Annotated in this window: 22 protein-coding genes; 15 read left to right on the forward strand and 7 right to left on the reverse strand. The window is 48.2% G+C overall.

The window, feature by feature from the left end; genetic code table 11:
- Positions 1-55: 55 nt before the first annotated feature.
- On the forward strand, positions 56-595 hold the full coding sequence (gene bslA / locus MST20_RS09065; RefSeq protein WP_189319643.1) for a biofilm surface layer hydrophobin BslA: 540 nt from the start codon (positions 56-58) through the stop codon (positions 593-595).
- 47 nt (positions 596-642) lie between these two features.
- Here the strand turns inward: bslA and hemQ are convergent, their stop codons facing one another.
- Positions 643-1407: a hydrogen peroxide-dependent heme synthase gene (gene hemQ, locus MST20_RS09070; protein ID WP_106070915.1), complete on the reverse strand. Its 765-nt coding sequence runs from the start codon at positions 1405-1407 to the stop codon at positions 643-645.
- A 290-nt stretch (positions 1408-1697) separates the two neighbouring features.
- Here hemQ and pta point away from each other — a divergent pair, with 290 nt between their 5' ends.
- Positions 1698-2669, forward strand: coding sequence for a phosphate acetyltransferase (gene pta / locus MST20_RS09075; protein ID WP_020453322.1), 972 nt, complete (start codon positions 1698-1700; stop codon positions 2667-2669).
- Between the two features lie 43 nt (positions 2670-2712).
- Here pta and MST20_RS09080 read toward each other — a convergent pair whose 3' ends face one another.
- Positions 2713-3663 carry an amidohydrolase family protein gene (locus tag MST20_RS09080; RefSeq protein WP_243941674.1) on the reverse strand — a complete coding sequence of 317 codons (951 nt, stop codon included), beginning with the start codon at positions 3661-3663 and terminating at the stop codon, positions 2713-2715.
- A gap of 18 nt (positions 3664-3681) precedes the next feature.
- Positions 3682-4461, reverse strand: a complete 780-nt coding sequence (locus MST20_RS09085; protein WP_243941677.1) for an IclR family transcriptional regulator — start codon at positions 4459-4461, stop codon at positions 3682-3684.
- A 201-nt stretch (positions 4462-4662) separates the two neighbouring features.
- Here MST20_RS09085 and MST20_RS09090 point away from each other — a divergent pair, with 201 nt between their 5' ends.
- The 7 genes from MST20_RS09090 to lipL all read left to right on the forward strand — a co-directional run bounded on the left by MST20_RS09090 (position 4663) and on the right by lipL (position 11604).
- The gene (locus MST20_RS09090) at positions 4663-6138 is read left to right on the forward strand and encodes an aldehyde dehydrogenase (RefSeq protein WP_243941679.1); all 1476 of its coding nucleotides are present in this window, start codon (positions 4663-4665) and stop codon (positions 6136-6138) included.
- Between the two features lie 14 nt (positions 6139-6152).
- The gene (locus tag MST20_RS09095) at positions 6153-6938 is read left to right on the forward strand and encodes a 2-keto-4-pentenoate hydratase (RefSeq protein WP_243941680.1); all 786 of its coding nucleotides are present in this window, start codon (positions 6153-6155) and stop codon (positions 6936-6938) included.
- Between the two features lie 14 nt (positions 6939-6952).
- Complete coding sequence (locus MST20_RS09100) at positions 6953-7144, forward strand: 4-oxalocrotonate tautomerase (RefSeq protein ID WP_020453317.1); 192 nt, start codon at positions 6953-6955, stop codon at positions 7142-7144.
- A 23-nt stretch (positions 7145-7167) separates the two neighbouring features.
- Positions 7168-8019, forward strand: coding sequence for a DODA-type extradiol aromatic ring-opening family dioxygenase (locus MST20_RS09105; RefSeq protein ID WP_243941682.1), 852 nt, complete (start codon positions 7168-7170; stop codon positions 8017-8019).
- A gap of 38 nt (positions 8020-8057) precedes the next feature.
- Positions 8058-9434, forward strand: coding sequence for an MFS transporter (locus MST20_RS09110; protein WP_243941684.1), 1377 nt, complete (start codon positions 8058-8060; stop codon positions 9432-9434).
- Between the two features lie 15 nt (positions 9435-9449).
- Entirely contained in the window at positions 9450-10655 is a 1206-nt protein-coding gene (locus tag MST20_RS09115; RefSeq protein ID WP_243941686.1) for a 4-hydroxybenzoate 3-monooxygenase, read from the forward strand.
- A gap of 103 nt (positions 10656-10758) precedes the next feature.
- Positions 10759-11604, forward strand: coding sequence for an octanoyl-[GcvH]:protein N-octanoyltransferase (lipL, locus tag MST20_RS09120; protein ID WP_106070909.1), 846 nt, complete (start codon positions 10759-10761; stop codon positions 11602-11604).
- 169 nt (positions 11605-11773) lie between these two features.
- Here lipL and MST20_RS09125 read toward each other — a convergent pair whose 3' ends face one another.
- Positions 11774-12103: a YjdJ family protein gene (locus MST20_RS09125; RefSeq protein ID WP_243941688.1), complete on the reverse strand. Its 330-nt coding sequence runs from the start codon at positions 12101-12103 to the stop codon at positions 11774-11776.
- Positions 12104-12282: 179 nt separating this feature from the next.
- Positions 12283-13071 (reverse strand): RsfA family transcriptional regulator, encoded by a 789-nt coding sequence (locus MST20_RS09130; protein ID WP_243941690.1) that lies wholly within the window; start codon positions 13069-13071, stop codon positions 12283-12285.
- A gap of 219 nt (positions 13072-13290) precedes the next feature.
- On the opposite strand from MST20_RS09130, the gene MST20_RS09135 reads away from it, so the two are divergent.
- The 4 genes from MST20_RS09135 (at position 13291) to MST20_RS09150 (ending at position 16579) form a co-directional block, all read left to right on the forward strand.
- On the forward strand, positions 13291-13515 hold the full coding sequence (locus MST20_RS09135) for a YuzB family protein (protein ID WP_003186096.1): 225 nt from the start codon (positions 13291-13293) through the stop codon (positions 13513-13515).
- A 239-nt stretch (positions 13516-13754) separates the two neighbouring features.
- Complete coding sequence (locus tag MST20_RS09140) at positions 13755-15053, forward strand: HD domain-containing protein (RefSeq protein ID WP_243941693.1); 1299 nt, start codon at positions 13755-13757, stop codon at positions 15051-15053.
- A 30-nt stretch (positions 15054-15083) separates the two neighbouring features.
- Positions 15084-15587, forward strand: a complete 504-nt coding sequence (locus tag MST20_RS09145) for a YwgA family protein (protein WP_152846227.1) — start codon at positions 15084-15086, stop codon at positions 15585-15587.
- Between the two features lie 185 nt (positions 15588-15772).
- On the forward strand, positions 15773-16579 hold the full coding sequence (locus MST20_RS09150; RefSeq protein ID WP_165428328.1) for a zinc-dependent metalloprotease: 807 nt from the start codon (positions 15773-15775) through the stop codon (positions 16577-16579).
- A gap of 42 nt (positions 16580-16621) precedes the next feature.
- On the opposite strand, the gene MST20_RS09155 is transcribed toward MST20_RS09150, so the two are convergent.
- Complete coding sequence (locus MST20_RS09155; RefSeq protein ID WP_020453307.1) at positions 16622-16807, reverse strand: 2-hydroxymuconate tautomerase; 186 nt, start codon at positions 16805-16807, stop codon at positions 16622-16624.
- A gap of 86 nt (positions 16808-16893) precedes the next feature.
- Between MST20_RS09155 and MST20_RS09160 the strand changes: the two genes are divergently transcribed.
- Positions 16894-17577, forward strand: coding sequence for a site-2 protease family protein (locus MST20_RS09160; RefSeq protein ID WP_243942541.1), 684 nt, complete (start codon positions 16894-16896; stop codon positions 17575-17577).
- Between the two features lie 12 nt (positions 17578-17589).
- Entirely contained in the window at positions 17590-18105 is a 516-nt protein-coding gene (locus tag MST20_RS09165; protein WP_243941694.1) for a YwhD family protein, read from the forward strand.
- A 59-nt stretch (positions 18106-18164) separates the two neighbouring features.
- On the opposite strand, the gene MST20_RS09170 is transcribed toward MST20_RS09165, so the two are convergent.
- The gene (locus MST20_RS09170; protein ID WP_243941696.1) at positions 18165-20237 is read right to left on the reverse strand and encodes a transglycosylase domain-containing protein; all 2073 of its coding nucleotides are present in this window, start codon (positions 20235-20237) and stop codon (positions 18165-18167) included.
- Between the last annotated feature and the right edge of the window lie 126 nt (positions 20238-20363).

The raw sequence follows: 20363 nt of genomic DNA on the forward strand, positions 1-20363 counted from the left end.
ACGCTTTCGTCATGACGAATGATGAAAAAAATGATGACCAGGGGGAATTGCTGTGTTGAAAAGAATGTATCGTTCTAAATTGTCAATCTTGGCGGTTAGTCTCGTGATGATGGTTGCGATTTTTCTGCCTTCATTCCAGGCCAGCGCTCAAACAACCAAAACTGAATCTGTCTACCGCCCGGCTGCGAAAGCTTCCTTGTATTCGGTGATAACAGGTGCCAGCAAACAGGAGTGGTCGTTCTCGGATATTGAGCTGACGTATCGTCCGAATTCAATTCTGGCGCTGGGAACGGTTGAATTTACATTGCCGTCGGGATTTTCCGCAACAACGAAAGATACCGTGAACGGAAGAGCGCTGACAACGGGGCAAATTTTGAATAACGGAAAAACGGTAAGGCTGCCGCTTACAATTGATCTGTTGGGCATTGCGGAGTTTAAGCTGGTGCTGGCAAACAAAACGCTGCCTGCCGCAGGGAAGTATACATTCCGGGCGGAGAACAGAGTGCTGGGGCTCGGATCGACTTTTTATGCTGAATCTTCAATCGAGGTGCAAAAAAGGGCGACTCCCCCTACACAGCCGTGCAACTGCAAGTAAATTAGGAAAAAAGCTCCAAAGACCTCGGTCTTTGGAGCTTTTTATCATTACACATGCAAAAATGCAGGCAGCTGTTCATTTGCGAGGCGGTTGCCGACAAAGAATGAACCGAATTCACCGTAGCGGGCGCTTACTTCATCGAAGCGCATTTCATAGACGAGCTTTTTGAACTGGAGCACATCATCTGAAAAGAGCGTGACACCCCACTCATAATCGTCAAATCCGATTGAGCCGGTAATAATCTGTTTCACTTTTCCCGCATAGCCGCGTCCGATCATCCCGTGGCTGCGCATCAAGCTTCTTCTTTCTTCCATAGACAGCATGTACCAGTTGTCATCCCCCGATCTTCTTTTATCCATCGGATAGAAGCAGACATATTTGGCGGTCGGGAGCTCAGGGTACAGGCGTGCACGCACTTGCGGATTTTCGTAAGGGTCTCCGTCGCCGCTTCCCATATAGTTGCTCAGCTCGACAACAGATACGTATGAATAAGCAGGTATCGTGTATTCAGCGAGTTTAGATTTATTAAACTCAAGTTCAATTTGATTTAATTCCTCCATCGTAGGACGCAAAATCATCAGCATGAAGTCCGCTTTCTGGCCGACAATGCTGTAAAGTGTATGGCTTCCGTTACCTTCTTTTTGAGCAGCTCCCCATTTTTCAAGAAGACCTGTAAATTCGCTGATAATGATCTGGCGCTCATCGCTTGAAAGCATTTTCCATGCGGACCAGTCCATTGTCCGGAAATCGTGAAGGGCATACCAGCCGTCAAGCGTTTGTGCGGCTTCGTTCGTTTTTTGCTGTTCGCTCATTTTGCAATCACTCCCAATTTGTATGTACTTGCCTTCATCATATCATAGTTTGCCGCGTTTTATCCGTTTAGAAGATTTGAACAAAAGGTGACGATCTGTCGTATAACTGGGAAAGGCTGTTATATACTAATAGAAGTGTTTAAAGCCTGCCGCACTTAAAATTAATTTAAAAAAAGCGTTTAAAAAGTGAAAGCATTATAATAAAATACAGAAGGATTGAATTTATATCACAAAAGAGTATGCTTAATAGAGAAATGAAGTATTTGTGACACTTTCAAGGAGGGTATATAGTGGCAGATCTATTTACAACAGTGCAGGAAAAAGTAGCAGGAAAAGGAGTTAAAATCGTATTTCCGGAAGGTATGGACGAGCGCATTCTTAAAGCTGTCAACGACTTGGCCGGAAACAACGTGTTAAAGCCGATCCTTGTTGGAAACGAGCAGGAAATCAAAGATAAAGCGAACGGGTTGAATTTGACGCTGGATGGCGTTGACATATACGATCCTCATACATACGAAGGAATGGAAGACCTTGTTCAGGCTTTCGTTGAACGCCGCAAAGGAAAAGCGACGGAAGAACAGGCCCGCCAAATCCTTTTAGACGAAAACTATTTTGGAACGATGCTTGTTTATAAAGGACTTGCCGACGGTCTTGTCAGCGGTGCGGCTCATTCAACAGCGGATACGGTTCGCCCTGCACTGCAAATTATTAAAACAAAAGAAGGCGTGAAGAAAACTTCCGGCGTCTTTATCATGGCGCGCGGCGATGAGCAGTATGTATTCGCAGACTGTGCGATCAATATTGCGCCTGACAGTCAGGACCTTGCGGAAATCGCAATCGAAAGTGCGAACACAGCGAAAATGTTCAACATTGACCCTCGTGTCGCCATGCTCAGCTTTTCAACAAAAGGTTCGGCAAAATCAGACGAAACTGAAAAGGTAGCCAATGCGGTTGCAATCGCCAAAGAAAAAGCGCCTGAGCTTACACTGGACGGCGAATTCCAATTTGACGCGGCATTCGTTCCGTCTGTCGCCGAGAAAAAAGCGCCGGACTCCGTCATTAAAGGTGATGCAAACGTATTTGTTTTCCCAAGCCTTGAAGCGGGGAACATCGGCTATAAAATCGCTCAGCGCCTTGGCAACTTCGAAGCGGTCGGTCCGATTCTGCAAGGGCTGAACATGCCTGTAAACGACCTCTCAAGAGGATGCAACGCTGAAGACGTTTATAATCTTGCGCTGATTACGGCGGTTCAAGCGCTGTAATTTGTTTTTTAAAAAAGGTGAACCTGAAGAGGTTCGCCTTTTTTTATGCTTCAATCGCTACATTCAGCAGAGATTCCGCCCCTTTCCGACCGGGATCGAGAGGCGGCCACTGACAAAGGTCAAAAGGAAAATCGGAACCCGGAACAAGGCGGTCTTCTCCGATGAGCTTCTTCAAATATGCCGCACTTTCTTTCTCCCACAGCACGCTGTCAAACCAAAACTTCCGCAAATATTCGCGCGGCGGCGCCGAAAGCGATGAAGAAACACCGGCCCATTTGTCATATCCTTTGTCCAGTCTTCCGATCTGATAAGGCAAAAAGCCGCCGCCGTGCGCCAACAGAATTTTCACATTGCGAAAACGGTCTGTAAACCCGCTTAACAAAAGGTCAGCGGCGCAAATTGTCGTTTCCCACGGAACGCCGATCAAATTTGGCAGCATCCTGCGGCGGAGCCGCGGATCTTCAGAAAGAAGCGGATGGATAAAGATAATCGCTTTTCTTCTGTCAGCCGTTTCCCAAAACGGTGTAAATGCTTCGTCTGAGAGAAGCATTTGCGAAGCGCCGGGGCCGATAATCGCTCCTTTAAGGCCGTTGTTCATCGCTTCATTCAGGCGCTCGCTCGCCTGTAACGGGCTGTTCAGCGGGACGGTGCCGAGGCCTGAAAGGCGGCCGTCGTGTTTTTTTACCCATCCGGCAAGCGCTTTGTTGTATACAAAGGACAATTCGTCTGTGATTTCTTCGGCGAGATCGTAGAGGAAAAGCTGGGGAACCGGCGATACCAATGAGTGTGTAACGCCGGCCTCCTGCTGGGCTTCCAAATATAAAGCTTCCTGATAGAACAGCTCTTTTAATTCAAAGCCCCATTTGTGATTGACCGTCAAAAACTCCGCTTGGCAGCCAGCTTTTTTTTCGCGGACGGCGTGAACCTTCTTTTCATTGTCGTCCAGCCAAAGCAGCACATCGTGCGGTATAAAGTGCGTGTGAAGATCATACAAAGCCGATTCCCCCAATTTTTATATTCGTTTCCAGTACCCGATTCTTTCGGAAATATCCCGGGCCGCTTTTTTTACTTGGTATACGATTTTCGCCTGCCGTGCCTTGATGCGTTCTGCGGGGCCTACAACACTGACGGCGTACAACACTCGTCCCGCGTGGTTTCTGACGGGTGCTGAGATGGATGTGACACCATCAATGAACTCCCCGCAACTGACGTCAAATCCGTTTTCTTTAACGGTTTTCAGCGCCTCCCTTAATTTGTCCCCGTCTGTAATCGTTTGTTTCGTACAGCTTTTCAAGCCTTCTTTGACATACTCATCCAATATGCCGTCTTCGTCAAAGGCGAGAAGCACCTTGCCCGAGCTTGTGCAATGCATCGGGTTTTGCCGCCCGATATATGAGAGAAGTTCGACAGGGCGGGGGCTTTCCGTCCGATTGAGATAAACGACGCTGAGATCGCGTCGCATCGCAATATGCGACGTTTCGCCGGTCTCTTCTGTCAGCCGTTTGAGGACCGGCTGGGATTCGCGGTTGATTTCAAGAGTGGAGTTGACAATGGTGTTTAACTTCAGAACCGATAAGCCGAGCTTGTATCTTCTGGATTCCGGGTCCTTCATGACAAACCCTTCGCTTTCCAACGTAGTCAAAAGGCGCGAGACTGTGCTTTTTCCGAGGCCGAGCGATGAGGCGAGTTCGGTTAGTTTCTTTTCCGGTGTATCTAATGTAAACGATTGAAGCAGCCGAAGTGCATTTTTTACTGAACCGAGCAGCTGGTGGTCCTTTGTCTCAACAGTCATAGGTTCCTCAACTCTCTCCCTTGTTTTCGTTGCCTTTTATTCCATAATATAACATGATTTAAAAAATAAAAAAGCGGAAAATATCAAATTTTCGGAAAAAATCTCCGATTTGTTCCGCATAGAGGAACATGGCTGTTTTCTTGTCGTTTAAAATCATTTAACTTAATGGAAAGGATTTGAAAAGGAGGATGTTTGTAGAATATGAATGTTCAGACCCCATCGGCAAAACTCGTAAAACCTTTTGACTGTCAGCACTACATAAACGGCAGGTACTTTCCTTCAGAGAACGGCAGTACGTTTGACAACATCAATCCGGCTACACAGGAAATCATCGGGAGCGTTGCGGAAGGAGGCAAAAAAGAGGTTGATCTTGCAGTCGCGGCAGCAAGGCGTGCTTTAAACGGACGCTGGAAAAACATGACCGCTGACGAAAGGATTCGGATCATCAGAAAGGTCGGCGACATCATACTTGAGCGTAAAGACGAACTGGCAAGGCTCGAGACATTGGATACGGGGAAGCCGCTTTCGCTCTCAAGTAATTTAGATATTCCGCGGGCTGCTTTCAACTTTCATTTTTTTGCGGATTTTATGAGAGGAGCCGGAACAGAAGCTTATCAAACTGACGATCTTGCAATCAATTATGCGATCCGCCGTCCGGTCGGCGTCGTCGGGCTGATCAATCCGTGGAACTTGCCGCTGCTTTTGCTGACGTGGAAATTGGCGCCTTGTCTGGCGGCGGGAAATACAGCCGTCATCAAACCGGCTGAACTGACGCCGCTGACAGCCACGCTCCTCGGGGAAATCTGCCATGATGCAGGAATGCCTGACGGAGTCGTCAACATCGTCCACGGGTTTGGGCCTGATTCCGCCGGCGCTGCGCTTTCTGAGCATCCCGATGTTGATGCGATATCTTTCACGGGAGAAACGACAACCGGCAAAATCATTATGGAAGCTGCTTCGAAAACATTAAAGAAACTTTCCTTTGAATTGGGAGGAAAGAACCCGAATATTATTTTTGCCGATGCCGACATGGAGGAAGCCGTCAGCATCTCATTGAAATCGAGTTTCGTCAACCAGGGCGAAGTATGTATGAGCGGCTCCCGCATCTATGTCGAGCGGGAAGCGTATGACGAATTTCTGAACAAGTTCGTTGAGAAAACGAAAGAGCTCAAAGTCGGCGATCCTTTTGATCCGGATACGAATATCGGCGCCTTAATTTCTTCTGAACACACCGAGCGTGTGATGAACTACATCGAATTGGCCAAACGGGAAGGCGGCGTTATTTTAACCGGAGGAAAACGTCCTGAAGGACAGGAATCCGGCTGCTTTCTTGAACCGACGATTATCACCGGACTTTCCCGCAATTCCAGGCTCATCAAAGAAGAAATCTTCGGGCCGGTCGTGACGGTGATTCCGTTCGACGAAGAGGAGGAAGTTATTGCACAGGCTAATGATACACATTACGGATTAAGCGCGACCGTATGGACGAACGACCTCCGCCGGGCGCACCGCGTAGCCGGGCAAATCGAATCGGGCATGGTATGGGTCAACAGCTGGTTTCTCCGCGATCTTCGGACGCCGTTTGGCGGCATGAAACAGAGCGGGATCGGACGGGAAGGAGGCATTCACAGCCTCGAGTTCTTCAGCGAATTAACCAATATTTGCATCAAGCTGTAAAAGGGGGAAATCGGATGAATACGACAGCATTAAAAGATACGGCGCGCCTCTTGTATCTTGCCGAAACAGAGAAGCGCGAGGTTGAAAGAATCACAAAGGACTACCCGGAGCTGACCGTCGAAGAGGCGTATGCGATTCAAGAAGAACTGATTCAACTGAAATTATGGGATGGCAACGGTATTATCGGTCCGAAAATGGGCCTGACAAGCCGGGCGAAAATGGAGCAGATGAACGTCGAGGAGCCGATCTACGGTTATATTTTTGAAGATATGATCGTACCAAACGGCGGAAGCATCCGGATGAACGAGCTGATTCACCCGAAGGTTGAAGCCGAGATTGCTTTTGTGCTTGGAAAGGATATTGAAGGGCCGGGTGTTACAAAGGAGCAGGTCCTTGAAGCCGTTGCTGAATTGATTCCCGTTCTTGAAGTGATTGACAGCCGTTATGAAAACTTCTCATTTACCCTGCCTGATGTCATTGCGGACAATGCGTCATCTTCAAGGGTGGTGTTAGGTGAAAAAGTGAAGATGCCGGACCATTTCAAGCTTGATGAAGCAAAAGTCTCTTTAGTGATAAACGGCGAGGTCAAAGAGCAGGGCACTGGTGCAGCGGTTGTCGGACATCCCGCAAATTCGGCGGCCATGCTCGCCAATATGCTCTCCAGGAAGAAACAAAAGCTTGCGGCCGGAAGCATCATTTTAACGGGCGGTGTAACGGGAGCTGTCATGCTGCAGCCGGGCGACCGCGTTTCAGCACAAGTAGAAGGACTGGGAGATGTATCATTTTCAGTCCAATCATAACCTGAGGTGATCATATGCCGATCGTTCATATTCAACTATTAGAAGGCCGGCCGCCTGAAAAGGTCGAGGAAGTCATTCAAAAAGTGACGGAAACGTTGAGCGCCACCCTTGATGCTCCGAGGGAAAACGTCCGTGTTCTTGTCACCGAAATTCCTAAAAGCCACTGGGGCATAGGCGGAACACCGGTTTCAAAATTAAGACCTTAAAGAAGGCGATGGGAGGAATCGACATGTCAATCGAATTGGCGGCGCTTGTTCCGCATACACCGAGGATGTGCTTTGAAGATAAAACCCCTGACTTTCAAAAAGAGCTGGTCAAAGGGATGAAGCGGCTCTCCGGGATCATCGAAAGAATTCAGCCTGATGCCGTTGTCTTGATTTCCTGTCACTGGACGTCAAGCTTCGATCATCTGATCGATGCGGCTCCCGATCATCAAGGTGTTTTAACAGCATTGGAGTGCCCGAATTTAATTTCCGATGTTCCGTATTCTTACCCCGGGGACACGGAATTGGCGCTGCAGTTGGCCGAAGCCGGCGCAAAAGAGGGGCTTTCCGTCATTCCGATCAATGATCCAGCCTACTGCTGGGACTACGGGACGGTTGTTCCGCTGCGCTATCTCGTTCCAAAAGGGGATATTCCGGTCATCGATTTATCGGTTACATTGGCCGCGAACCTGGAAGAAACATATTTGTGGGGCCGGATTGCCGGAAGAGTACTGAAGGAAAGCAGAAAGAAAATCGTGTTCATCAGCAGCGGGGCACTCAGCCACCATTTAGTGAGAGGGCCCGAATGCATGCCGACTTTGGCCGAACAAGCCCTCGATGCTCAATTTTTAACCTATTTAACAGACAACGATCTTATATCTGCTCAGCAGATGCTGCCTCAATATGCTAAAAACGCCGGACTTGAAGCCGGCGGCCGCCATATTGCAATGCTTTTGGGCGTGCTTGAAGACGGATGTAAAAGCACGTTTTACGGATACGGCCAGTCTTCGGGGAGCTCCAATGTCGTCATGGCATTCGAACCGGCGGGGCAAAAAGCCCGCACGCACGCTTTCGATGAAAAAGACACCGTGCGTTAAGCTGTTTTCATAATACGATTAGAATCATGGAGGGGAACATGAAAAATCGTTCAGTTCATCCGGCAGAAATCATGGCAGCCAGCAAATTCAACAAAGTGCATCTGACTGTTTTTCTATGGTGTTTTTTCGCCATCGCTTTTGACGGTTATGATATTGCGATGTACGGCGTCAGCCTGCCGTGGCTGATGGAGGAATGGAGCCTGACCGCCATTCAAGCCGGAGCGATCGGCAGCTATACATTGATCGGTATGATGCTCGGCGCGCTTATTTTTTCACCGCTCGCAGATCAATACGGCCGCAAAAAGGTGTTAGGCTTCTGTATTTTTCTGTTCAGCCTGTTTACGGCATTAGCCGGGCTGATCGATTCTCCGCTTTTGTTTACGATCATGCGGTTTCTCGCTGCTCTTGGAATGGGCGGTTTGATGCCGAATGCGATTTCGCTGATGACAGAGTATTCGCCGAAAAAAAACAGGGCGGTGATCGTAGCTGCCATGTATTGCGGCTATTCCGCAGGCGGTGTGCTGGCTTCCCTCGTCGGCATGTTCGCCGTGCCCGGGACTAGCTGGAGAGTGCTGTATCTGATCGGAGCCGTACCGCTGTTCGTGCTCCCGTTCTTTTTCAACCGGTTCCCTGAATCTTTGTCATTTTACGTTTTGAAGAAAAAGACGAAAGCGCTGGCTGAGATTCTCAATCAGGTTCATCCGGCGGGACGGTACAGGGAAGACGACAATTATCAAATTTCGGTGATTACGAAAGAAAAGAAGGGCTTTCCGGTTAAAAAACTGTTCGAACAAAAACGTGCAGCGAGCACATTCGCATTCTGGCTTTCCGTTTTCAGCTGTCTTCTCATGGTTTACGGCTTAAATACATGGCTTCCGAAAATGATGCAGGCGTCAGGCTACGGGCTGTCGTCAAGCTTGTCATTCAATCTGGCGCTGTGCAGCGGACAAGCCGCAGGAGCGGTACTCGGCGGATATTTGGCAGATAAAGCCGGCCATAAAAAAGTGCTTGCGGCTATGTATATCATCGGAGCCTTTTGTTTTGCAGCGTTTGGAATGACGATGAACCCCGTTCTTCTGTACTTGCTGATTGCTTTAGGCGGAGCATGCACTGTCGGAGCGCAAAATATCGCCAATCCTTATATTTCAGAATATTATCCGAAAGAAATCAGAGCGACCGGAATCGGCTGGGCGCTTGGGGTCGGCAGACTCGGAGCGATCATTGCGCCTTCGCTGTTTGCATTGATTCTTGCTGCCGGGATGGAGCCGAAGCAGGCTTTCATGGTGTTCGCGGTCCCGAGTGTTTTTGCTGCACTCGGCATCATGCTCGTCCAAGAGAAGCACGCTTCATTTGATTTTGTCTCTAAATCGGAAAGCGCCGAGTTTACGTTAGAAGCCACATCAAAACATAGATAAAGGGAGGAAACCATTTTGCGGACACAAGTGGGAATTATCGGAGCGGGGCCTGCCGGGCTTATGCTCGCAAACCTGCTCCAGCGCCGGGGAATCGAAGCGGTCGTGATCGAATCCCGCTCGCGAAAGGAGATTGAAGAGACCATCCGTGCAGGCGTTCTTGAACAGATGACGGTAGATTTGCTAAATGAAACAGGCGCCGGTGAACGGATGATGAAAACAGCCATGTTTCATCAGGGGATTGAGATCCGCTTTGGCGGCAAGCGGCACAGAATTGATATGCACAAGCTGACGGGAGGAAAGCACATTGCTATCTATCCCCAGCATGAAGTGATCAAAGATTTAATCGATGTCCGTCTGCAATCGGGAGGGCGCATCGTTTTCAATGTGTCTGGCGTCCGCCTGTCAAATATTGATACAGAAGCGCCCGTCATCACTTATCAGACTGAAAACGGCGATACAGAAGAACTGACCTGCGATTTCATTGCAGGGTGCGACGGCTTTCACGGGCCGAGCAGACAAAGCATTCCGAAGGAGATTCGCAAAGAGTACGAAAAGGAGTACCCATACGGATGGCTCGGCATATTGGCCGAAGCTCCTCCGTCCTCGTCTGAACTTGTGTATGCCCATCATGAAGACGGGTTTGCCCTCGTCAGCACGAGGACTCCGGAAATCCAGCGGCTTTACCTGCAAGTCAGCCCTTCAGATTCAATCGGGAACTGGCCGGACGAAAGGATATGGGAGAAGCTTCATTTAAGGCTGTCGGCCGATGACGGATGGAAGCTGACTGAAGGCCCGGTGATTCAAAAGAACATTGTCTCGATGAGAAGCTTTATATGCGATCCGATGCAATACGGCAGACTTTATTTAGCGGGGGATGCCGCGCATATTGTACCGCCGACCGGTGCGAAAGGCCTGAATCTTGCGATGGCGGATGTCCAGCGGCTTGCGTGGGCGCTCGAAGACTATTACGAAGCCGGCAAAACTGAACGGCTGGAGCGCTATTCTGAGGCTTGCCTCCGCCGCGTCTGGAAAGCGGAGCGCTTTTCCTGGTATATGACATCCCTGTTGCACCGCCATCACGGCTACACGCCATTTGACTACCAAATTCAGTTGGCTGAGCTTGACCATGTCACAACCTCCACAGCGGCCGCTCAAAGTCTTGCCGAAAATTACGTCGGGCTGCCGCTCGAATTCGGAGAACCGTCTTTAAGCGTCACATGAATGAAGGGGAAGCGCCGGAGATAAGAAAAATCTCACATCATGTTTTCGTAAATGGTATAATGGATGTTGGCTGAAATGCATAACGAAAGGGTTTACAATATATATGGCAAAGCAACCGATTGATCTACTCATCCAGCCGAAATGGAGAATCATTGACCAATCCAGTCTCGGCCCATATTTTGATGCAAAACAATCATTTGCGATAGATGATACGCTGTGCGCTTCTGTCGGAAAGGGTTTGTCTCCGGCGACGGCGCGTTCCTGGGTGCACCACGACACGATCGTGCTCGGAATTCAGGATACAAGGCTCCCTTATTTACAAGACGGGATTTCATTGCTTGAAGAAGCGGGCTATCAAGTCATCGTTCGCAATTCCGGCGGACTGGCCGTCGTTTTGGACAGCGGGGTTTTAAACGTTTCGCTGATTTTTCAGGATAAGAAAAACGGAATTGATATCGACCGGGGCTATGAAGCGATGTTTGAGCTAGTGAAGCGAATGCTGTCATCCTATGACGCGGTAATCGAAGCCTATGAAATCAAAGGCTCTTACTGTCCGGGAAGCTTTGATTTGAGCATCGGGGGAAGGAAGTTTGCGGGAATTTCCCAGAGGCGGCTGAGAGGCGGAGTGGCTGTTCAAATTTATTTGTGCGCTGATCAAAGCGGAAGCGGTCGCGCTGAGCTGATCAAACGCTTCTACGACACCGCATTGAAAGACATGCGCGGGAAAACAAAAGCCGTTTATCCCGATATTCGCCCGGAAACGATGGCTTCGCTCTCTGAGCTTCTCAATGAAGACATCTCGGTGCAGGACTTGATGCTCTTGCTTCTGACACAGCTGAAAGAGCTGGGCGGGGAGATTTATCAAGGCCCCCTCACGCCCGCAGAAGAGGAAGCGTATGAAAAAAACCTCGTCCGTATGATTGAGCGGAATGAAAAAGTGTTTGGATAGAAGAAGAGCCTCTGCGCTCCCGTTATATTCGTTGGCAGGCATGCTTAAAGCGGTGAAAAACCGCAGTTGCCTCTAGCGGACTGTGAAAATGCTTCAAAGACGGCAAAATCCTAAAACGGTTGAACGTTTCAGGATTTTGTCACACCTCACCGCTTCCGGAGCGGTTTTTTTATGCTGCGCTTGAAGCGCTTTTTCGTTTTACATATGTTTTGATGAGAAGATAAGCCGCCAAAGCGATAATATACGCCAAACTGACGGCCATTAAAATAACGGTTGCCGGTGTATGCTTGGCCGCGTAGACGAAAAAATCAAGCTGGGAAATATCGTGTGCGTGTTTTATGGAGTCCCCTTCATAGAGCAACTTTGTAAATTTAGCTGTATATTTCCACTCCCACGGCACCTTTAAAAGCTCGCTGCCTTGATACCAGCTTGCCAATGCAGAAAACAAAAACAAAAGGGATGCCGTGCCGAACTGTACCGCGTATAAAACAAACTTCATCGAATACCCCGCCTTATAAATTGCTATCCCTATTATGAAATTTTTGTCATATGAAAGCAAGCAGAAGAGGTAAAAATACCCCCTTTTTCAAGAAAGGGGTATCAGCGAATCGGCAAATCTTTGTATGCGTTGTCAGTCCTGGCTGTCTGAGCTTCTCTCTGCCGCATACTCTGGAAGCGCTATTCAGCCATTTTTTCTAAATTGCCGTTCCGGTCCATTTTGAAGGCGGGCGCAGCGTGTTCGTCTTCTTCGAATAAAACTAGTTTTCTTGCACGGTTCATAATTTTTACGAGCGTTTCGTAGTCTTCCTGGATGGTCGACTGGTCTTTTTCTAGCTTTTTGACTTCCGCTTCAAGCTTTTCAACTTTTTTCGTCAGCTCTTCATTTTCCTGTTTTAAGCGGTCATTTTCCATTTTTAAAGCGGCAGTCTGTGCTTCGTTTCCTGTATAGTTTTGCAGGAAGCGGATCACATCATCGATCGTCATGTCTTTCGATGAATCGGCTGTATGGCCGGCCTGCGGCTGGTTTGGCGATAGAAGGTGCGATAAACTAGCTAACTCTTCTTTAAAGCTCTCATCAACATAAGGCAGATGCTCGCTGGCGATCGGCTGCTGTTCACTTGAATCGACGGTTGCGTTCTGCTGCTCAACGACGCTTTCTGCAGGCGGTTCAGCTTCTGTTTCGACAGGCGGCTTGTATAATAAGCGTTTTTTCGCCGGCTGGCCGTTTCCAAGGGCGCGCATTCTTTGCTTCCTTTGTTTTTTAGCCAGCTGCAATGCTTTTTCGTATTGGTGGCGGACAACCGCGTTCCATCTAAAACCGCAGGCGGCTGATGTCCTGTTCAGTCTGTCTCCGACTTCCTCGAAGGCGTTCAGCTGTGTGCTGCCTTCCCTGACATGCCGCAATACCGTTTCAGCAAGCAGTAAATCATTCTCTTCAGACCAAGCGTCTTGTCTTTGTTTCATCACTTCTCAACTCCCATTGTCAGTATTGGTATTAGATTGTCCATTTTGGAAAATATTTATACAAGTTTGCTAAAAGAATAGGAACTGATTTTTTTAGCGCGATCCTTGCAGGAATGAAAGAATCCTTGTAAAATGAAGGATGGTGTCATTTTTTATCAAAGTTCGGCACGGTTGAATGCCTTTCATAAAGACAGATGAACAAAACGAAAGGAAGCGTATGAAATGGCTAATGAATTTCGAGTATGCGACGATTGTCAGGCCACTAATTTAAAGACGCTTTTGCCCCGTCTGAAAGAAATCGATCCGGATGCAAAAGTGGAAATCGGCTGCCAGTCTTACTGCGGGCCGGGACGAAAAAAATCGTTCGCGTTTGTCAATAATCGTCCGCTGTCAGCTCCTGATGAAGACGAGCTGATCGAAAAAGTGAAAAAGAAACTCAAAAAATAACCGCCTCCCTAACGGGTCAGGCGTTTTTGCTTGTTTGCCGGCTTTTTTGCAGTCTGGAACAAATAGCCGGGTAAATTCAAGGATGTTTTCAAAAAAGCAGACTCGATATAATAGAAACAGACCTAAAAGAAAACAAGCAGATCGGGCAATACTTACAATATACATTTAGTTTTCCGAAGAAAAAGAGACGGATGGGCAGCGATCAGTTTGCCTCACGTTTGAAAAAAAGAGGGACAAAAATGGCGTATCCAAACGGAAAATTATCAGAAGAAAAAGTGTTTAAAGATCCTGTTCACCGCTATGTCCATGTACGGGACAAGCTGATATGGGACTTGATCGGAACCCGTGAATTTCAGAGGCTGCGCAGAATCAAACAGCTTGGAACGACCTATTTGACGTTTCACGGAGCCGAACACAGCCGTTTCAATCATTCTCTCGGCGTCTATGAAATTGTCAGAAGAATGGTTGATGACGTTTTTAAAGGCAGAGAGGAATGGGATGACAGCGAGCGCGATCTGTGCCTTTGCGCCGCATTGCTGCACGATTTGGGGCACGGCCCGTTTTCCCATTCGTTTGAAAAGGTCTTCCGGCTTGATCATGAAGATTTTACGAGAGCGATCATTTTAGGCGATACAGAAGTTAACCGAGTGTTAAACAAGGTGAGCCCGACGTTTGCAAAGGATGTCGCTGAGGTCATCGCGAAAACCTATCAAAACAAGCAGGTCGTCAGCCTGATCTCAAGCCAGATTGACGCTGACCGCATGGACTATCTTCAGAGAGACGCCTATTATACCGGCGTCAGCTACGGCCATTTCGATATGGAGCGGATTCTCCGCGTGATGCGGCCGCGCGAAGACCAAATCGTGATTAAGCAAAGCGGAATGCATGCTGTTGAGGATTATATTATGAGCCGGTACCAGATGTACTGGCAGGTCTATTTCCATCCTGTGACAAGAAGCGCGGAAGTGATTTTGACGAAGATTCTTCACCGTGCAAAGCAGCTTCATGATGAAGGCTATGTTTTCACGCATGCGCCCGTGCATTTTTATTCTATTTTTGAAGGCAATGTCACATTGGAAGATTATTTGAGTCTTGACGAAGCCATCATTCTTTATTATTTTCAGGCCTGGGAAAAAGAAGAGGATGAGGTTTTGTCCGATTTGTGCCGCCGATTTATCAACCGCAGGCTGTTCCAGTATGCGGAATTCAATCCGAATGAGGAAATGGCGACTTACTTTGAACTGACCGCCTTGTTTAAAGAATCAGGGATTGATCCCGATTATTATCTTGTGGTGGATTCGTCCTCAGACCTTCCTTATGATTTCTACAGACCGGGGGAAGAAGAGGAGCGCCTCCCGATTCAATTGCTGACGCACAACGGCCAGATTAAGGAGCTGTCGCGGCAGTCCGATATTGTCGATGCGATATCAGGCAAGCGGAGAACGGACCATAAGCTGTATTTCCCGCTCGATTTAATCGAAGGATTGCCTGACGGCCGTCATGCGAAAAGAATGAAAGAGTTGCTCGGACTGATATAGAAAGAAAAGGATGAAGGAGATGGCGGAGATTTGTTAAAAGAACATGCAAAGCTGATGAAGGTCTTCTCGGATTCGGGGGAGATTGTCGGGCGGAAAAAGCTGCAGAAAATCATTTATATCGCAAAGAAATTGGAGCTTCCCTTTTATGAAAAGTATGATTTTCATTTTTACGGGCCCTATTCAGAGGAGCTGACGCTTCAAGTCGAAGAACTTTGCAATCTTGGATTTCTTCATGAAGTCAAAGAAAAAAAAGGCGGCTATTATCAATACCGCTATTCGCCCACTGAATCGGGAAAGCAGTTTTTGAGCCAGTGTGAGCTGGATATGCGGGATATTAAAGCCTATATAGACGACGTGAACGGCCAGTCATCGCGCTTTTTGGAACTGGTGTCGACGATTCTGTATTTTGAAGGACTGGAGCAGGAAGAGATTAGAGAAAAAGTGTTTACCGTAAAAAGCAAGCAGCGGTATACGGACGAAGAATTCGATGAAGCCGTCGCTTACATAAAAAAGCTTAGAGACCTTTGTTCATAAGCCTGCCGGAAAACGGTAGGTTTTTTGTTTTGTTTTTTTTGTAAACATTTTGGAATTTTTGTGAGGAAATAGAAAGGAGCAGTAAATAGAACACATGTAATATTTCCTCTTTTGGGATGAATTGAAGGAATTTTTAGATAACTAGAAGAATCTTTCTTTCGTTCAAAAAAAGGAGGGAATTAGCAGTGAAAAAGCGTTCTTTATTCTTATCTCTATTACTTTCTGTCAGTCTCATCCCCGGTGTGACGGCAGGCGCCGCCAAGGTGGACGGGCACGATCATGACCACGGCCATGAAGTAAAAGGAACTCATATCGATTCTTTGCCAAAAGCGAAAGACTTTAAAGACTTGAAAGGAAAAGTTCAAATTGAAAGAACGGTCAATACGAAAATATTGGATGAGAAAGGAAATGTGACGGGAACGAAAACGTTTAAAAAGAATACGAGCAAAGGGACATTTTCAACCCAGGCAGGCACGGGCAGTCAGAAAGTGAGCGTCCTGGCCGTGGCTGACGCTCAGTATCGCGCGAAATACAGCGATTGGCAGACGAGAATCGTCCAAATTATTGAGCAGGCGGATGTCATGTTCAACAGGGATCACGATATTGATTTTGTCGTCGAAGCCGTGGCGCCTTGGACTTCTTCAGGCAGCAACAGCTCTCAAATTCTATCAAACCTTCAGAGCAATTTCAGCGGGCGCAGCTATAAATTTGTCGTCGGATTTACGGCGAACAGCAATTTTGACGCCGGCGGTATTGCATACGTATACAACAGCAAGCCGAACGGCAGCGCCTTCAGCGTAAACCTCGACCAGGGAACGGCCAACACGGCAAAAGCGGCGACCCACGAATTTTCCCATAACTTCGGCTTGAACCACGATGCGCAAGGAAGCGGAATCCGCTGCATTATGAACTACGACTACGCCTACACGGTCGATGTCTGGGATTCGGCTCACAATAGCCAGATCACAAGAAATAAAGCTTGGTATAAATAATAAAAACGGCGTCCCGCACGTAAGCGGCAGACGCCGTTTTTATTACATATCGCTCATTCGTTTGCCGGCGACACCGTAGTTTTCCTTTTTCATTTCCTCAATGATGACCGCGATTTTTTCTGCAGGTGCGCCTGTTGTTTCGGAGACGGCTTCGGTCACTTTTTTCACCAGATTTCTTTTTTGGTCATCTGTGCGGCCTTCCAGCATTTGAACCGTTACATACGGCATATGTTCTCCTCCTCCTTTTAAAAAATGGCTGCTTACTTTAGCATCAGCTGCTCTTATAGTATACTGGAGATAGTAAATCTTTGTATATGAGAAAGAGGGAAAGCCACATTTTAGACCGTTTTCTTATTTATCCGCTGGAAATGATTCCGTATGTTGTTTTGACACTTGCTGCCGCATTCACCGTGCATGAGGTCGCCCATGCGTATGTGGCTTACAAATTCGGCGATGAGACGGCCAAGCGGCAGGGCAGGCTGACGCTCAACCCGCTCAAGCATCTTGATCCGTTTGGAACGATTTTGATTTTTATTTTGGGATTCGGATGGGCAAAGCCGGTGCCCGTTAACCGCTTTTATTTTAAAAATCCGAGGCTGGCCGGATTTCTCGTGTCAATCGCAGGGCCGATCAGCAACCTGATCCTTGCTTTCATCGGTTTTATATTGCTGCTTTTGTCCGTGAAGCTGTCCGGGACGCTGCCTTCCGGTTTTTACAGCGGCTTGCTTCAATTTTTTACGATTTGGGTGAATCTCAACCTGCTTTTATTTCTGTTTAATTTAATGCCGTTCCCGCCCCTTGACGGTTTTCGGGTTATACAGGATGTGGTCGCCCCCGATGTACGGGCGAAGCTGTCGAAATATGAAGCGTACGGCTCGATCGTGTTTCTGATCATCGTCATTACGCCGCTTGGCCAATATGTATTCTGGCCGTTTTTGAATGAAGGGCGGGAATTGATCATAGAGATATTTAACAGCGTTTTCCGGCCGCTGATGTAGGAGGTATTTTTGATGGAACAAGGAAAAAAGAAAAAAACAATCGGATTCAACATTATTAAAAGCGATCCGACAGACGGGCACGGGGGATTTGGAGCAGGCGCTTTAAGCCTTGACAACATCTCGCCTGTCTTTGTCGATGTCGAAGAGAAAGAAGCGTTTGTTGATATCGGCGCCATGCACGCCCGCAGCACGGTTGAAAAAGGAATCAAATTTTTGCCGAACAAGGAAGAGGTGCCGAACGGAAAACCTTACTGGCTTGTGTGGGTTACGATCGACCGCAGGGAAGAAGGCCCTTATTATGCGGGCGTGACGGCTTGCGAAATGACGGTGGACAGAAGCATCCGCCGCGGCTACAAATCGCTTCCAGAGCACGTGAATTTAATGGATAAGTCGATGAAGCGGAAGATTATCGTCGAGCATATGGATGAAGGTTCTAAGCACGTTCTTGCCGATTTTCTGAAAAAACATGATCAAGGGCTTTGGGAACGTTCATCAGACGAGCTGAAAAAGGGATTGCTCCAGCAATAGGAAAAAACCCCCCGGACCGCCGTGAAGTCCGGGGGGTTCGTCTATCCCGCTAAAAAAGTTCATTCTCCTTTTTTAAACCATTTTTCCCACCACTTTTTCCGCTTGTGGGGAGCGGCGGGCTTTTCGCGCCCGGCTTTTTGCTCCTTATAGATTTCTTTTCCGTAGCAAACCTGCTCAGGTTCAGTACCTTCGATAAAATAAGCGAAATATTTGGACGGGCAGCTGGGCGCCGCCGCATAGCCTGTAGACGGGTCAATATACATCCCTTTTACGCCTTCAGGCGGCTTTAAAACTGCAGCGGGCGCGTCTTTAAGTGCTTTTTCCATAAATTCTGCCCAAATTTGTTTGGCATAGTTTTTTTCTGCGACGGCATCGATTGTGCGCTCTTTGTCATATCCTGTCCACACACCTGAAGCAAGGCCGGGATAAAAGCCGACCATCCAGCTGTCGGTGCTGGTCGTTCCCGATTTTCCGGCGTATGGGCGCGTCAGCTGATCTGCGATCGTCCGCCCGGTAACAGATGTATAGCCGTTGAGTGATTTGTCGAACATTCCGCTCATCATGTCGGCCGTGATAAAAGCCGCTCTTGGGTCAAGGATTTGTTTGCTTCGCTTCGGTTTTTCGTAAAGAACCTCCCCGTTCGAATCGGTAATTTTCGTAATAAAGGAGGGTTCGATTTTTTTTCCGCCATTGGCAAACATGGCGTATCCGTTCACCATTTCAATTGGCTTCACGGGGGATGTTCCGAGCGCAAGCGACGGCACTTTTTGCAGCGGGCTCGTGATGCCGAATTGTTTTGCGGCATCAATCAGTTTGTCCATGCCGAGGAAAAGGTGCGTTTTCACGGCGTAAATATTATCAGACAAAGCCAGGGCCTGAAGAAGAGTGATTGGGCCGTTTGCGTAATAGCCGTGATAGTTGCTCGGGGAATAAGCGCTGCCTTGCCCGAGCTCAAATGTCGTTTCCGCGCTCCTCATCCGGGTGGCCGGCGTAAAACCGTTTTGAACAGCCGAATAATAAAGGAAAGGCTTCATGGTGGAGCCGGGCTGCCGCATAGCCTGGGTTACGCGGTTAAACGGGCTTTTTTCGTAGTCGCGTCCTCCGACAAGCGCAAGAACGCTGCCGTCGGACGGGTTGATCGCTGCAAACCCCGCCTGAATGTCTGATGACGAATCGATCGTGCGTTCAATCGTGTCCTCGGCAATTTTTTGGAGACGCGGGTTGAGCGTGGTGAATACATTGTAGCCGCCGGTTTCCGCTTGCTCCGGTGTCAAATGCAGCAAGCGCGCGATTTCTTTAACAGCTTCGTCATAAAAGTACGGAGCGGTTTTAGCGGTTGTTTGCTTATCCTGCTTTTCAAAGCGGAGCGGCAGTTTTTTCAGATCTGCCGCCTGCTTTTTCGTCAGCTTGTTTTCTTTCTCCATCATTGTCAGGATCATTTCCTGGCGTTCTTTCGCTTTTTTTTCATTAACAAAAGGCGAATAAACGGAAGGACCTTTTGGAATGCCGGCAAGCATCGCGGCCTCCGCCGCATTGATATCCTTGGCCCGTTTGCCAAAATACAGCCGGGAAGCCGCTTCGATCCCGTAGGCTCCATGCCCGTAATAAATCGTATTTAAATAGCCTTCCAAAATATCTTTCTTTGTGTAGTTTTGTTCGAGCCGTATCGTATAAAAAGCTTCATTCCACTTTCTTTTCCATGTTTTATCGTGGCCGAGGTAGAGGTTTCTCGCATATTGCTGTGTAATGGTGCTGGCTCCCTGAACCTTGGACATCGCCTTTAGATCGGCGATGAGGGCGCCGCCCATCCTCATATAGTCAAAGCCGTGGTGCCGGAAGAAGTTCCGGTCTTCAACGGCAAGCGTGGCATCGATGACGGCGGGATTCATGTTCTTCAGCGAAACCCAGTACCGCTTTTGCCCGTAATGCGTCTCCCCCATTTGCTTTCCGCTTCCGTCATACAACACGGTAGACCTCGGCACCTGAATCGAAGGAGCGCCTTGCCATTTGGCCGCCAGGACCACCGTCATGACAACGATTGAAAGGAAGATCAGCATCAATGCTCCCATGAACAAAAATGCGCGTATCGTCTTGATGGTTAAACGGACCCGCTTGTCCGTCATCATGTCCATGTTCAAATCTCCTCCCGCATAAATAAATGTTCTTATCATTATGAGGAAAAAGAGGAGGATTTAAACAAGCGGGAAGGAAAAAACAGCAGACCCTCGAGCAGCCGATTAACAGAGCAACCGGAGGAA

Origin of the sequence: Bacillus sp. B19-2 (assembly GCF_022832475.1) — a bacterium.
Lineage (GTDB): Bacteria > Bacillota > Bacilli > Bacillales > Bacillaceae > Bacillus > Bacillus paralicheniformis.